Origin of the sequence: Candidatus Planktophila lacus, from assembly GCF_002287925.1 — a bacterium.
GTDB classification, from domain to species: domain Bacteria; phylum Actinomycetota; class Actinomycetes; order Nanopelagicales; family Nanopelagicaceae; genus Planktophila; species Planktophila lacus.
This window is the reverse complement of record NZ_CP016769.1, coordinates 854,389-867,542: the sequence shown is the minus strand read 5'-3', so window position 1 is coordinate 867,542 and position 13,154 is coordinate 854,389. Positions and strand designations below refer to the sequence as shown.

Here is a 13,154-nt window from a genome sequence, read left to right as displayed (position 1 = left end):
TGTAATGGGTAATCACAGGTAAGTGCGCGAGTATGCGCCCGTACGCAACGAGCAATAGATGCGAGTTGTTTTGAATATATGGAAGTGAGGTGAGAGCAGTGGCAACAGATTACGACACCCCCCGAAAGACGGATGAGGAACTCCACGAGGAGTCGCTAGAAGAACTCAAAGCTAAGCGCGTCGATGCTCAATCCGGTCAGATTGATGTCGATGAAGCAGAGGCGGCAGAGAATCTAGAACTTCCTGGCGCAGATCTATCTGGTGAAGAACTAGCAGTACGCGTCGTGCCAAAGCAGACCGATGAATTTACTTGTTCACGATGCTTCCTGGTGCATCACATTACGCAACTTGCTAAAGGCGAAGGCGCCAAGGCGGTCTGCAAAGAGTGCAATTAAGATAGCAGTCTGCAAAGAATGCAATTAAGTTAAATTAAGTTAAATTAAGTTAAATTCCGTTAATTGGTTAACGATTAAGCAGCGCGGCGATCTCTTCGCCGCGTTTGCTCGTTACCAGCCAATACGGCGTCCTATCTCTTGAATCGTTTAGTTCGATTCGCAGCCCACTTGGCTCCCAAAATTTGATTGCCAGATAAGCGGCAGGATCAGCATCACGGGTGCGCAGTAGCCTCATCGCAGTTTTATCTAGAACTGTGGCTTTTCCAAGATAGTTAACTTCAATATTTGCTTTATCAATCTTTAGAACTTTTCCGTCAAAAGTTATCTCTGAAGTCATGGAAAACGCGATCCAGATCAGAGCGAGTATTGAGATTACAAAAGTGACCAACGTCGCTCGATTATCTAGCGCTGCCCATACAGAGAGAACTATGGAGAGAAAGAGAAAATATATAAAGGCCAGCACCCAAATAGGCGGTCTTAGAACTTCGCGGAAGATCACACCTTTATCTTAGTCTTTTAAGCTCCTTTCTCATCTTGGAACGTAGATGAAGTTAAGACTATGAAGTAAAGTGAGGCTATGAGTCGAGTACCGAGTACAACTCCTCCAGAGGGCGCAATGATTCCAGAGCGCCATCCGAAGGCGCCCGAGATTGGGACCAAGATTCCATCTCACTTTGGACATTGCTTCGGTTGCGGTGAACTACATCCAACTGGTTTACATTTGGTTGCACACGCAGGAGCTGGTGCAGATTTAACTGCTGAGTTTATTGTTACTGAAAATCACCAAGGCGCTCCAGGGTTAGCGCACGGTGGGCTGTTATCGCTGGCATTTGATGAAGCGCTCGGAAAGTTGATGTGGTTGATTCGCTCACCGGCGGTCACCGCGCGTTTAGAAACAGATTTTTTAAAGCCGGTTCCAATGGGAACTACTTTGCATATAACAGCAAGAATTACTGGACAGGTAAATCGTAAGGTTTACACCGCTGCAGAAGGTCGCCTTGGTGGCCCAGATGGTGAAATTGCAGTAAAAGCGGCAGCGCTCTTTGTAATTGTTCCGATGTCACACTTTTTAGAGAATGCTCCGAAAGAGTATCTAGAACATATCGCCAAGACCCCTGAGATCCTCGCCTTTGTAGATCCGGAATTTGAGATAAATCCATAATGGGCGTTCAAGTATTAGTCACAAGGCTAGATCCAGATCTACCACTGCCGCGTTATGCAAAAGGCGGAGATGCTGGCGCAGATATCGTCTCGCGTATTGATGTTGTTCTTGCACCGGGGGAGCGCACGTTAGTCCCAACTGGAATTTCGATCGCTCTTCCCGATGGCTATGTTGCGCTAGTTCATCCTCGTTCAGGGCTTGCTATTAAACATGGCGTCACCATGGTTAACGCTCCTGGCACAGTTGATGCTGGTTATCGCGGAGAGTTACAAGTTATTTTGATCAATCACGATCCTAAAGAGAGCGTTTCATTCAAACGCGGCGATCGCATCGCGCAACTAGTTATTCAAAAGGTAGAACGTGCAGATTTCCTAGAAGTAGAAAGCCTGCCAGGTTCTGGTCGCGGCGCTGATGGCTTTGGATCAACGGGTCGCACATGAGTAATCCAGAACATCACGAGGATAGGGCGAAAGTCCTTGCAGCTTTTGGTGGCAAGAAAGGCTTAATTGATTCTGGTATTCCTTCAGTTATTTTTCTAGTTGTTTTCAACGTTACAGATGAACTTCAAAGCGCACTTATTGCATCCGTTTCAGTGTCGGCGCTCTTAACGATAATTCGCCTAGCAATGCGTGAGACTATTCAACATGCAGTCTCTGGGTTGATTGGCTCGTTAATCTGCGCTTGGTTTGCCAATCGCACCGGAAATGCCAGCGATCTCTATATCCCAAAGTTACTTACCAACCTTGGATATGGCAGCGTCTACTTAATTGCCAACTTGGCGGGATGGCCGATCCTTGGTTTATTGCTTGGGCCAATTCTGGGAGAAAACTTACAATGGCGTAAAGATCCAGCACGAGCTCGCGCATATAAGCGGGCTAGTTGGCTCTGGGTTGGGATGTTCTTTGCGCGCATCGCCGTTCAGTACCCGATTTATCGAAGTGGAAATGTGAATTTACTCGGAACAGTAAATCTAGCTATGGGATATCCGCTATTTCTGGCGACTGCCTATGGTTCTTGGATGATCTTAAAAACCGTTCCAACAACGAAAGTTAGCGAAAAGTAAAGTTACTGTTCGATAAAGCAGGATTTGATCAAACTTTCAGCAGTTGCTGAAGCAACAAAGAGAAGCTCATCGCCAGCGCTAAAGACATCAGTTGGAGTCGGAGTAATCACACGACCATCGCGCACGATTGCGGCAAGAGATGCATCGTCGGGAAGGGTAATTTCTTCAACGGTTTTGCCAATGCACATTGATGTATCAGGAAGTGTTAGCTCAACCAAGTTGGCTTGACCCTTGCGGAAAGAGAAGAGTCGAACGACATCTCCTACGCTTACCGCTTCTTCAACTAGCGCTGAGATAATTCGTGGAGTTGATACTGCAACATCTACGCCCCAAGATGAGTCAAAGAGCCACTCATTCTTTGGATGATTGATTCGGGCAACAACGCGAGGAACGCCATATTCAGTCTTGGCCAAGAGTGAGGCAACTAAATTAACTTTGTCATCTCCCGTTGCCGCAACTAAAACCTGACAATTATTCAATACTGCTTTATCGAGTGAGGTAATTTCACAGGCATCGGCCATCAACCATTCGGCATCTGGAACAGATTCCATCTTCAACGCTTTTGGATCGCGGTCGATTAGAAGTACTTGGTGTCCGTTATCAAGAAGTTCGCGCGCAATTGCACGACCGACATTTCCAGCTCCTGCGATAGCAATTCTCATGAATGATCCTCAGGTGAGCGGGCCAGAATTGCTTCTACGGCAGCAGTGTTTTCGGCGCGAACTGTTACGTGCATTAGATCGCCTTCTTGCAAAACAGTGTGCTCATCAGGGATCAAGCCTTCAGCAAGTCGAGTTAAAAACGCGACGCGGGCTTCGATCGCTAATTCAATTTCAGCGATTGGACGACCGAACCAATCTTTGTGGGGGTGCATTTCGCAGAGTTGAATTGTTCCGCTGGCATCGCGCCATTCGGAGAGTGAACCTTCAGGCACTAGGCGACGCAGGATCTGATCGGTTGCCCAGATAACAGTTGCAACAGTTGGAATACCAAGGCGCTGGTAAATCTCAGCGCGACCTGGATCGTAGATACGCGCAACAACATTTGCTACTCCATAAGTTTCGCGGGCAACGCGCGCTGCCAAAATATTTGAGTTATCACCATTGCTTACAGCGGCAAATGCATCGGCTGTTTCGATACCGGCTTCAAGCAAGGTATCGCGATCAAAGCCAACGCCAGCGACTGTTCGACCTTTAAAGTCTGGGCCTAGGCGACGGAAAGCTTCGCGAGATTGATCAATAATTGCAACCGAATGGCCAGCCGCTTCAAGTTCGCTCGCCAAAGAGGAACCAACTCGACCGCATCCCATAATCACGACGTGCACAAGGTTTAACTTACCACCTCTAGGCTTGGGCACATGGCGGTAGATGATGCTCGAATGGAAAAATCAGAAAGAAAGGCGGACCTATCCGTAGGTCAACGCTTTAACGTCACCATCGAGAAGATCGCCCATGGCGGTCATTTCATAGCGCGCCACCAGGGAGCAGTGATCTTTGTTCGCCATGCGATACCTGGTGAAGAAGTTGAGATTGAGATAACCGGTACCGGATCTTCTTTTAATCGCGCCGATGTCGTGAAAGTTTTGAGCGCCTCTAGTGATCGCGTTAGCGCCCCTTGCCAATTTGCGCATCGCGCTGGTTGTGGTGGGTGCGACTTTCAACATATTTCGTTGGAAAGACAACGCCAGCTAAAGAGTGAAGTTATAACTGAACAATTCGCACGTATTGCCAAGAAAGAAATACTCTTGCAGGTAGAAGAAGTTGCTGGGCCGCTTGGATATCGCACCCGCTTTACTGCGGTAACAACACGTGATGGAGCGCTCGGATTTCGCCAAGCACGTAGCAATAAAGTTGTTCCGGTCTCTGATTGTCGAATTCTGCAACCCGAATTGAAATATCATGAGTTAAGTAATCGAAAGTGGAAAGGGGATCTGCAGGTTGAGGTTTCTATTTCATCGACTGGTGAGCGGACCATTGCTACGGGATATATGCGCGATGAGACCCCAGTTCGAACATCTGAAGGACCAGATATTGCAACTTATGAGGTAAATGGCGCGCCACTAGAAGTATCGCAACGCTCTTTCTGGCAGAGCCATAAAAGCGCGCCCGCTGTTCTCTGCGAAGCCGTTTTGAAATATGCCGAGCTCAAGATTGGCGATCAAGTTTTGGATCTTTATGGGGGAGTTGGGCTCTTTACATCTCAAGTTATCGAATTAGTTGGCGAGAGCGGCAGAATCGATCTGGTCGAAGGCAGTAAATCCGCAACTGGGGATGCGCTTAGAAATTTTGCCGAGCGCACCAATGTCGGAATCCATACCGGCGATGTCGAAAAGATTCTGCCGCGGTTTTCGAAAGCCGATGTAATTATTCTTGATCCACCTCGCGAAGGAGCGGGCAAGAACGTCGTTCAATCAATGGTTTCTTTAAAGCCACGTGCAATCGTTTATGTGGCTTGCGATCCTGCAGCCCTTGCCCGGGATAGCGCTTACTTAGAAAGTTCGGGCTATACGCTGGCCGATATTCGCGCCTTTGATCTCTTTCCGATGACGCAACACATCGAATCTGTTGCACTTTTTAAGCGAGTTAAGGTATCTTGACGTCAAGATAAATCAGTGAGGGATAAGCGATGAGCAAAAATTCATTAGGTGCCAAGAAGAATCTAAATGTTGGTGGCAAAGATTTTGAAATCTTTGATATCTCTAAGATCGAGGGCGCTGCTAGCTTGCCGTTCTCGCTTAAAGTCTTACTTGAGAATTTACTTCGCACCGAAGATGGCGCAAATATCACCGCTGACCACATCAAAGCTCTTGCACAATGGGATCCATCAGTTGAGCCAGATACTGAAATTCAATTCACGCCGGCCCGCGTTGTCATGCAAGATTTCACCGGAGTCCCTTGCGTAGTAGATCTAGCAACCATGCGCGAAGCAATTGTTGATCTTGGGGGAGACCCAGCGAAGGTAAATCCACTGGCACCTGCTGAACTTGTTATCGACCACTCTGTTATCGCCGATGTATTCGGTACAGAAGATTCTTTCGAGCAGAACACAGATATTGAATATGAGCGCAACCGCGAGCGTTACCGCTTCTTGCGCTGGGGCCAAGGCGCCTTTGATGAATTTAAAGTTGTTCCACCTGGAACCGGAATTGTTCACCAGGTAAACATTGAATACCTAGCGAGAGTAATCATGACTCGCACTGTAAATGGAGTGCTCCGCGCCTATCCAGATACTGTCGTTGGTACGGACTCACACACAACAATGGTTAACGGACTCGGCGTACTTGGCTGGGGAGTCGGCGGTATCGAGGCCGAAGCAGCTCTGCTTGGACAACCAGTTTCAATGTTGATTCCTCGCGTAGTTGGATTCAAGTTAAGTGGTTCACTTCCTGTTGGCACAACTGCCACAGATATGGCGCTAACAATTACTGAGATATTGCGTAAGCATGGCGTCGTTGGAAAGTTCGTTGAATTCTATGGACCAGGCGTTGTCTCTGTGCCAATGGCTAACCGCACCACAATTGGAAATATGAGCCCAGAATATGGTTCAACTTGTGCCATCTTCCCAATTGATGATGAAACTCTTCGCTACCTGCGTCTTACCGGACGAAGCGAAGATCAACTCGCTCTGGTTGAACAATATGCAAAAGCGCAAGGCATGTGGCATGACCCATCAGTGAGCCCTCGTTATTCCGAACATGTTGAACTAGATCTTTCAACAGTTGTTCCATCAATTTCTGGACCAAAGCGTCCGCAAGATCGCATCTCATTAAGCGACTCAAAGTCGGCTTTCGATAAAATCTTGCCAACTTATTTCACAGATAAAACCGGCAAAGAGGCTTACCCAGTAAAGATTGGCGCAAAAGAGACCACCATCAAAAATGGTGACGTCGTAATTGCATCAATTACCTCATGTACAAATACCTCAAATCCTTCAGTAATGATCGGCGCTGCGCTACTTGCAAAGAAAGCGGTAGAACGCGGCCTAACTTCTAAGCCATGGGTCAAAACAACCTTGGCACCAGGATCAAAAGTTGTTACCGATTACTACGATCGCGCTGGCCTAACTCAATATATGCAAGCACTTGGTTTCCACCTTGTTGGCTATGGCTGCGTAACTTGTATCGGAAACTCTGGTCCGCTTCCACTAGAAATTAGCAAATCTGTTAACGAACATGATCTTGCTGTAACAGCAGTGCTATCTGGCAACCGTAACTTTGAAGGCCGCATTAGCCCTGATGTGAAGATGAATTACCTAGCTTCACCTCCGCTAGTAGTTGCCTATGCGCTAGCAGGCACTATGAATCACGACTTTGAAAAGGATTCACTTGGCACCGATAAGGATGGCAAGGAAGTTCTCTTGGCAGATATCTGGCCAAGCGCGAAAGAGATTCAAGATGTAATTGATTCTTCTATCTCATCCGAGATGTTTAAGAAAGATTATGCGACTGTCTTTGATGGCGATCACCGTTGGAAATCACTTGATACGCCAACTGGCAAGACATTCGAATGGGATGTGCAATCAACCTATGTACGCAAACCTCCATACTTTGATGGAATGCCGGCGCAACCAAAGCCAGTTACCGATATCTCTGGAGCGCGAGTTCTAGCAATCCTTGGAGATTCTGTAACAACAGATCACATCTCACCGGCTGGAAATATCAAGGCTGATTCGCCTGCAGGCAAATACCTTGAAGCACATGGCGTCGCGCGCGCAGATTTCAACTCATATGGATCACGCCGCGGCAACCACGAAGTAATGATTCGCGGCACCTTTGCAAATATTCGCTTAAAGAATATGTTGCTAGATGGCGTAGAAGGTGGCTTTACCCGAAACTTCCTTGATAACGGTGCACAGTCAACAATTTACGATGCATCAGTTGCTTACCAAGCAGCCGGCGTACCGTTAGTTATCTTGGCTGGAAAAGAGTACGGATCAGGTTCATCTCGCGACTGGGCTGCAAAGGGAACTGCACTCCTTGGAGTTCGCGCAGTAATCGCTGAAAGCTTTGAGCGTATTCACCGATCAAATCTGATTGGAATGGGAGTTCTTCCATTGCAATTTACTAATGGTGATACTGCACAGAGCCTTGGACTTAAGGGCGATGAAAAATTTGCGATCTCTGGAATCACTGCGCTAAATGGCGGAGGTATTCCGAAAGAGGTAACTGTTACCGCAGGGGATAAGACATTTACCGCAAAGGTTCGCATCGATACGCCGGGTGAGGGTGATTATTATCGCCACGGGGGGATCATGCAGTACGTCTTAAGGTCCCTTCTCGCCTAAATATCACGTAGAAATCGCGTAACTGCAGGGCCTTAACTAGACTAAGCACGTGCTCGAGTCTCTTAAAGGTCCCGCTGATATTAAGGCGTTGGATCGCGCACAGATAGATAAGTTAAGCGAAGAGATTCGCCGGTTCCTTATCGAAAAAGTCTCTAAGACCGGCGGCCATCTTGGCCCTAACTTAGGCGTTGTTGAGCTAACTCTGGCGATACATCGAACCTTTGATTCACCGCGCGATGTAGTGCTCTTTGATACCGGGCATCAATCTTACGTTCATAAAATAATTACCGGCCGGGCAGATAGTTTCGATGGTCTGCGCCAGCGAGGTGGAATTGCTGGTTACCCAAATCGCGGCGAGAGCGAACACGATGTAATCGAAAACTCTCATGCCTCAACTGCACTTTCCTGGGGCGATGGAATTTCCTATGGATTTTCACGTACTGGGCAAAGCGATCGCCATGTAGTTGTTGTGGTTGGCGATGGCGCGCTAACAGGCGGCATGTCTTGGGAGGCGCTCAACAATATTGCCGCTACAGAAGAGCGAAATTTAGTAATCGTCGTAAACGATAACGAACGCTCTTACTCTCCAACAATTGGCGGGCTTGCAACTTATCTCTCAACTCTGCGCGTAACCCGCGGTTATGAAAGATTTCTTGACTGGGGTAAAGAATTTCTACATAAGACCCCGGTTGTCGGTACTCCGATTTATGAAACTTTGCACGGTATGAAGAAGGGCATAAAGGATATTGTCGCTCCGCAAGGAATGTTTGAAGATCTTGGCCTGAAGTACATGGGGCCAATCGACGGCCACGATATCGCAGCACTTGAAAAGGCTTTAGCGAAGGCTAAAGAATTTGGCGCGCCAGTTCTTGTTCATGCAATTACCGAAAAAGGACGTGGTCATCAACCTGCAGTTGCAGATGAAGCCGAAAAATTTCACGCAGTTGGAATCGTTGATCCAGAAACTGGTGCGCCTTTAGCGAAGAGTGCTACCAGTTGGACCAAAGTATTTTCCGAAGAGTTAGTTGCGATTGGCCACGAGCGCAGCGATATCGTCGCGATAACGGCAGCGATGCTTGGACCAACAGGTTTAGATAAATTCGAGAAAGCATTTCCTGAGCGCACAATCGATGTTGGCATTGCAGAACAACATGCCGTCACTAGCGCAGCAGGAATGGCATTTGCTGGTCTGCATCCAGTTGTCGCACTTTATTCAACATTCTTAAATCGTGCATTTGATCAGTTGCTCTTGGATGTGGCGCTACACAAGGCTGGCGTCACCTTTGTTTTGGATCGCTCTGGAGTTACCGGAGATGACGGCCCTTCTCACCATGGCATTTGGGATCTAGCGTTAACTGGAATTGTTCCAAATATGCATGTGGGAGCTCCACGTGATGGCGCACGACTGCGTGAAATTTTGCGCGAAGCAGTTGCTATCTCAGATGCACCATCGATGCTGCGCTTTCCAAAGGGAGCGGTTCAAGAAGATATTCCAGCATTTGAAAGACGCGATGGCATCGATGTTCTATATCGCGGAGAGAGTGCAGATGTACTTTTGGTGAGTATCGGCGCGATGGCTGCGATCGCAGTAGAAGCTGCATCAATGGCTTATCGAGAAGGCGTTGGCGTAACGGTTATCGATCCGCGCTGGGTTAAGCCACTTCCGATCTCACTTGTCACAATTGCCCAGCGATATAAGAGCGTAGTTGTTCTAGAAGATGGAATTAAGCATGGCGGTATTGCAAGTTCGATCTCCGAAATGTTTCGCGCATCAGGTCTAGCAACGCCAATTCACTCAATTGGTATTCCACTGGAATTCATTGAGCATTCCAAGCGCTCTGAGATCATGAACGATCTCGGAATTACCGCGCAGAGCATCGCAAGAAGTATTGTCGAGTGGAACAGTTCCCACTCGACTTCGAACTTGTCAGATTCGACTATGGCAGAGATGCAATACCCGGTGCATGAAAGCGCTGACCGCAAACCGCTTCGCTGATTCCTTCGCGATCTAGATAAGGCAAGATTCCGCCCAGGTGCATCGGCCAACCTGAACCCATCAACATGCAGAGATCAATCTCAGCAGCTGAAGAAACAACGCCTTCATCTAGCATCATGCGTGCTTCAGTTGCTAAAGCATTTAGCGCACGATCGCGAACCTGCTCTGCAGTTGATGGCTTATCGCCTTGTTTAATCAACGCAACCGCTTCAGGGTTAGCGGTGAATTTTCCATCGGCGCCCTTGATGTAGAAGTTGCGAACTTTGGCATCGACCATCGCTTGCATAGTTGGTGAGATGCGATAGCGCGGGCCTAAATTCTCGTGCAAGGTTTCAGAGACATGCAAGGCAACGCCTGGGCCAACCAAATCGAGAAGTTCAAATGGCGACATTGGGAAACCGATGCTCCGCATTGCATTATCGGCAACTTCTGGTGAGGTTCCTTCATCTACCGCATCCGTTACTTCGCCCATGAAGCGAGTTAGCAAGCGATTGACGACAAAGCCCGGTGCATCCTTACAGATGATCATCGTCTTCTTTAGCTCTTTACCAACGCTGACTGCAGTTGCAGTTGTTGCATCATCTGTCTTTGAGGTTCGTGCAACTTCGAGAAGTGGCATCACAGCAACCGGATTAAAGAAGTGGAAGCCAATTACCCGCTCTGGGTTCTTTAACCCTTCGCTCATGCGTTCAACTGAGAGCGATGAGGTATTGGTTGCCAATACACATTCGGGGGAGACGATGGTTTCGAGCTTCTTAAATAACTCTTGTTTAAGAGATAGTTCCTCAAAGATTGCTTCAATAATGAAGTCACAACCTGCAAAAGAACTCTGATCTGCAGAACCGCTTACTAGAAGTGAGAGGCGACGCGCAGACTCTTCGCTCATGCGCTTCTTTTCTACCAACTTCGCGAGTTCGTTCTTAACCCAAGCAACGCCCTTATCGGCTCGTTCTTGATCAATATCGGTCATAACAACTGGGCATTTAAGGTTGCGAAGCAAGAGCAGAGCAAGTTGTGATGCCATGAGTCCAGCACCAACGACACCGACCTTGGTTACCTTGCGGCCGAGCGCTGGCTTAGGTGCGCCTTCAACTTTCTTACGCTTCTTCTGGATCAAGTTAAATGCATATAAAGATGCGCGAAGTGGATCAGACATTGTTAGATCAGCAAGTGCTTGATCTTCAGCATCGAATCCAGCACCGCGAGTATTGGTGCGAGCCGCAGCAATTAGTTCAAGTGCGCGCATAGGAGATGCGATCTCAGCTCCGCCATATTTCTTAAGAGCTGCAGCCTTACCTGTAGCAAGCGCGGCATCCCATGCCGGATCCTGTGAATAATCTTTACGTTCTACCTTCGTTGCACCACTTAAGACTTTTGCTGCAAATGAGACAGAGCGCTCTAGGAAATCGGCTGGTTCGTATACTGCATCCACAACTCCAAGTGATAGTGCATCTTTAGCCTTCATCATGGTGTTGTTATTCAAAGCGTTAAGCATGATGACTTGAATAGCGCGCTCTGGTCCGATTAGCTTCGGCAGAATTGTCGCTCCACCCCAACCCGGGACAAGCCCCAAGAAAACTTCAGGCAGCCCAGTAAATGCAGTTGATGCGAGAGTTCGGTAGTTGCAATGCAGACCAACTTCCAGCCCGCCACCAAGTGCTAGGCCATTGATAAATGCAAAGGTAGGAACTCCGCATTCATCAAGGCGGCGAAATACATCGTGGCCAAGTTTTCCGATAGCAAGTGATTGTGAGCGCTCTGAAAGAAATGAGAGCGCTGAAAGATCGGCACCTGCAGCAAAGATAAAAGGCTTTCCGATAATGCCAATTGCAGCAGGGGAGCGGCCTATTGCATCGGTGATCGCAGCATCCAAGGCGATAAGTGACTGAGCACCGAAGGTATTGGGACGTGTGTGATCAAGTCCGTTATCTAAGGTAATCAAAGATAGCGAGCCTGTAAAACCAAATGCAGTTAGATCAACATCGCGGACAAGCGCGTTGGTAACAACTTCTTCTGGCGCTCCTTCAGGTAATTTGATTTCGGTAGTCATTACTTTGATCCTCCTGAAAAGTGTGGGTTCTCCCAGATAACGGTGCCGCCCATGCCAAGTCCAATACACATTGTTGTAAGTCCATAACGCACTTCTGGGTGCTCTTCAAAGGCGCGCGCCAGGTTGAGCGCTAAACGGATTCCGGAAGAAGCCAATGGATGGCCTACTGCAATCGCACCGCCATAAGGATTAACGCGAGGGTCATCATCGGCAATTCCAAAGTGATCAAGAAATGCAATTACCTGCACCGCAAATGCTTCGTTAACTTCAAATGCGCCGATATCTTCAATCTTTAAACCCGCTTTGGCAAGAGCTTTTATAGTCGAAGGAACCGGTCCAAATCCCATTACCTCTGGTTCTACTCCAGCAAATGCATAGGAAACTAGCTTTGCTTTTATCGTTAACCCAAGTTCTTTCGCTTTATCTTCGCTAGCAAGCAGCGCAGCAGTTGCGCCATCATTTAAACCTGATGAGTTTCCTGGGGTTACGCGGCCGGCTGCGCGGAATGGAGTTTTGAGCGTTGCTAAGCCTTCCATAGTTGTCGTTGGGCGTGGTGGTTCATCAACTGTTGCAATACCCCAACCCATCTCAGGAATGCGTGCGGCAGTTGGAATCAAATCGCGCTGAATCTTTCCAGCAGCATATGCAGCTGCAGTTTTCATCTGTGAGTTGTACGCATAACGATCTGCGCGCTCTTTCGTTAATTGTGGAAAGCGATCATGTAAACGTTCAGCAGTTGCACCCATGGCGAGCGCATCTTGTTCAACGATGCGCTCTGCAAGAAAACGTGGATTGGGATCAAGTCCATCACCGATTGGATGATTTCCCATATGTTCAACGCCGCCAGCGATTGCAATATCGATTGATCCAATAGCAATTGCACCGGCCAAGGTCGTCATCGAAGTCATTGCACCTGCACACCAACGATCGACTGAATAACCTGGAACAGTGACTGGTAATCCTGCTAAAAGAGATGCGCTGCGACCTAAGTTCATACCTTGATCGCCGGTTTGCGTTGCCGCTGCGATAGCGACATCTTCAATTGCATCTGGAGAAACTTTAGGATTTCGCTCAAGTAGGCCGCGCATTGCGCGCACCATCAAATCATCAGCGCGCGTTCCGGAGTACATGCTTCCGGCTTTTCCAAATGGGGTGCGAACGGCATCAACTAGGACAACGGTGCGAGACATTTACGACTGCTTTCT

Annotated in this window: 12 protein-coding genes; 7 read left to right on the top strand and 5 right to left on the bottom strand. The window is 48.1% G+C overall.

What is annotated here, in order from left to right:
* The first annotated feature begins 98 nt into the window (after positions 1–98).
* The gene (locus A1s21148_RS04345) at positions 99–395 is read left to right on the top strand and encodes a DUF4193 domain-containing protein (RefSeq protein WP_095671234.1); all 297 of its coding nucleotides are present in this window, start codon (positions 99–101) and stop codon (positions 393–395) included.
* 67 nt (positions 396–462) lie between these two features.
* Here the strand turns inward: A1s21148_RS04345 and A1s21148_RS04340 are convergent, their stop codons facing one another.
* Positions 463–894, bottom strand: a complete 432-nt coding sequence (locus tag A1s21148_RS04340) for a DUF3093 domain-containing protein (RefSeq protein WP_095671233.1) — start codon at positions 892–894, stop codon at positions 463–465.
* A gap of 78 nt (positions 895–972) precedes the next feature.
* Here A1s21148_RS04340 and A1s21148_RS04335 point away from each other — a divergent pair, with 78 nt between their 5' ends.
* From A1s21148_RS04335 to A1s21148_RS04325, 3 genes are read left to right on the top strand one after another with little or no spacing between them, the layout of a single operon-like run.
* Complete coding sequence (locus A1s21148_RS04335) at positions 973–1,557, top strand: PaaI family thioesterase (RefSeq protein WP_095671232.1); 585 nt, start codon at positions 973–975, stop codon at positions 1,555–1,557.
* The gene (gene dut / locus A1s21148_RS04330) at positions 1,557–1,997 is read left to right on the top strand and encodes a dUTP diphosphatase (protein ID WP_095671231.1); all 441 of its coding nucleotides are present in this window, start codon (positions 1,557–1,559) and stop codon (positions 1,995–1,997) included. The genes A1s21148_RS04335 and dut overlap by 1 nt, the downstream gene beginning before the upstream one ends.
* A complete protein-coding gene (locus A1s21148_RS04325; protein WP_095671230.1) occupies positions 1,994–2,620 on the top strand; it encodes a DUF3159 domain-containing protein in 627 nt (208 codons plus the stop codon). The genes dut and A1s21148_RS04325 overlap by 4 nt, the downstream gene beginning before the upstream one ends.
* A 2-nt stretch (positions 2,621–2,622) precedes the next feature.
* Here A1s21148_RS04325 and A1s21148_RS04320 read toward each other — a convergent pair whose 3' ends face one another.
* Together A1s21148_RS04320 and A1s21148_RS04315 are read right to left on the bottom strand one after the other, a co-directional pair.
* Positions 2,623–3,282, bottom strand: a complete 660-nt coding sequence (locus A1s21148_RS04320; RefSeq protein ID WP_095671229.1) for a potassium channel family protein — start codon at positions 3,280–3,282, stop codon at positions 2,623–2,625.
* The gene (locus A1s21148_RS04315; RefSeq protein WP_095671228.1) at positions 3,279–3,944 is read right to left on the bottom strand and encodes a potassium channel family protein; all 666 of its coding nucleotides are present in this window, start codon (positions 3,942–3,944) and stop codon (positions 3,279–3,281) included. Before A1s21148_RS04315 ends, A1s21148_RS04320 begins: the two co-directional genes overlap by 4 nt.
* Before the next feature lie 33 nt (positions 3,945–3,977).
* On the opposite strand from A1s21148_RS04315, the gene A1s21148_RS04310 reads away from it, so the two are divergent.
* From A1s21148_RS04310 to dxs, 3 genes are read left to right on the top strand one after another with little or no spacing between them, the layout of a single operon-like run.
* Positions 3,978–5,216, top strand: coding sequence for a class I SAM-dependent RNA methyltransferase (locus A1s21148_RS04310; protein ID WP_223299354.1), 1,239 nt, complete (start codon positions 3,978–3,980; stop codon positions 5,214–5,216).
* A gap of 29 nt (positions 5,217–5,245) precedes the next feature.
* Positions 5,246–7,903, top strand: a complete 2,658-nt coding sequence (gene acnA / locus A1s21148_RS04305; RefSeq protein WP_095671227.1) for an aconitate hydratase AcnA — start codon at positions 5,246–5,248, stop codon at positions 7,901–7,903.
* 49 nt (positions 7,904–7,952) lie between these two features.
* Positions 7,953–9,899, top strand: coding sequence for a 1-deoxy-D-xylulose-5-phosphate synthase (gene dxs, locus A1s21148_RS04300; protein ID WP_095671226.1), 1,947 nt, complete (start codon positions 7,953–7,955; stop codon positions 9,897–9,899).
* Here the strand turns inward: dxs and A1s21148_RS04295 are convergent.
* Positions 9,841–11,949 (bottom strand): 3-hydroxyacyl-CoA dehydrogenase NAD-binding domain-containing protein, encoded by a 2,109-nt coding sequence (locus tag A1s21148_RS04295; protein WP_095671225.1) that lies wholly within the window; start codon positions 11,947–11,949, stop codon positions 9,841–9,843. The genes dxs and A1s21148_RS04295 overlap by 59 nt on opposite strands.
* The gene (locus tag A1s21148_RS04290; RefSeq protein ID WP_095671224.1) at positions 11,949–13,139 is read right to left on the bottom strand and encodes a thiolase family protein; all 1,191 of its coding nucleotides are present in this window, start codon (positions 13,137–13,139) and stop codon (positions 11,949–11,951) included. Before A1s21148_RS04290 ends, A1s21148_RS04295 begins: the two co-directional genes overlap by 1 nt.
* Between the last annotated feature and the right edge of the window lie 15 nt (positions 13,140–13,154).

Bases quoted from the DNA above. Each gene is read 5' to 3' on its own strand.
- A1s21148_RS04335 (WP_095671232.1), top strand. From the start codon at position 973: ATGAGTCGAGTACCGAGTACAACTCCTCCAGAGGGCGCAATGATTCCA.
- dut (WP_095671231.1), top strand. From the start codon at position 1,557: ATGGGCGTTCAAGTATTAGTCACAAGGCTAGATCCAGATCTACCACTG.
- A1s21148_RS04325 (WP_095671230.1), top strand. From the start codon at position 1,994: ATGAGTAATCCAGAACATCACGAGGATAGGGCGAAAGTCCTTGCAGCT.
- A1s21148_RS04320 (WP_095671229.1), bottom strand. From the start codon at position 3,282: ATGAGAATTGCTATCGCAGGAGCTGGAAATGTCGGTCGTGCAATTGCG.
- A1s21148_RS04310 (WP_223299354.1), top strand. From the start codon at position 3,978: ATGGCGGTAGATGATGCTCGAATGGAAAAATCAGAAAGAAAGGCGGAC.
- acnA (WP_095671227.1), top strand. From the start codon at position 5,246: ATGAGCAAAAATTCATTAGGTGCCAAGAAGAATCTAAATGTTGGTGGC.
- A1s21148_RS04295 (WP_095671225.1), bottom strand. From the start codon at position 11,949: ATGACTACCGAAATCAAATTACCTGAAGGAGCGCCAGAAGAAGTTGTT.
- A1s21148_RS04290 (WP_095671224.1), bottom strand. From the start codon at position 13,139: ATGTCTCGCACCGTTGTCCTAGTTGATGCCGTTCGCACCCCATTTGGA.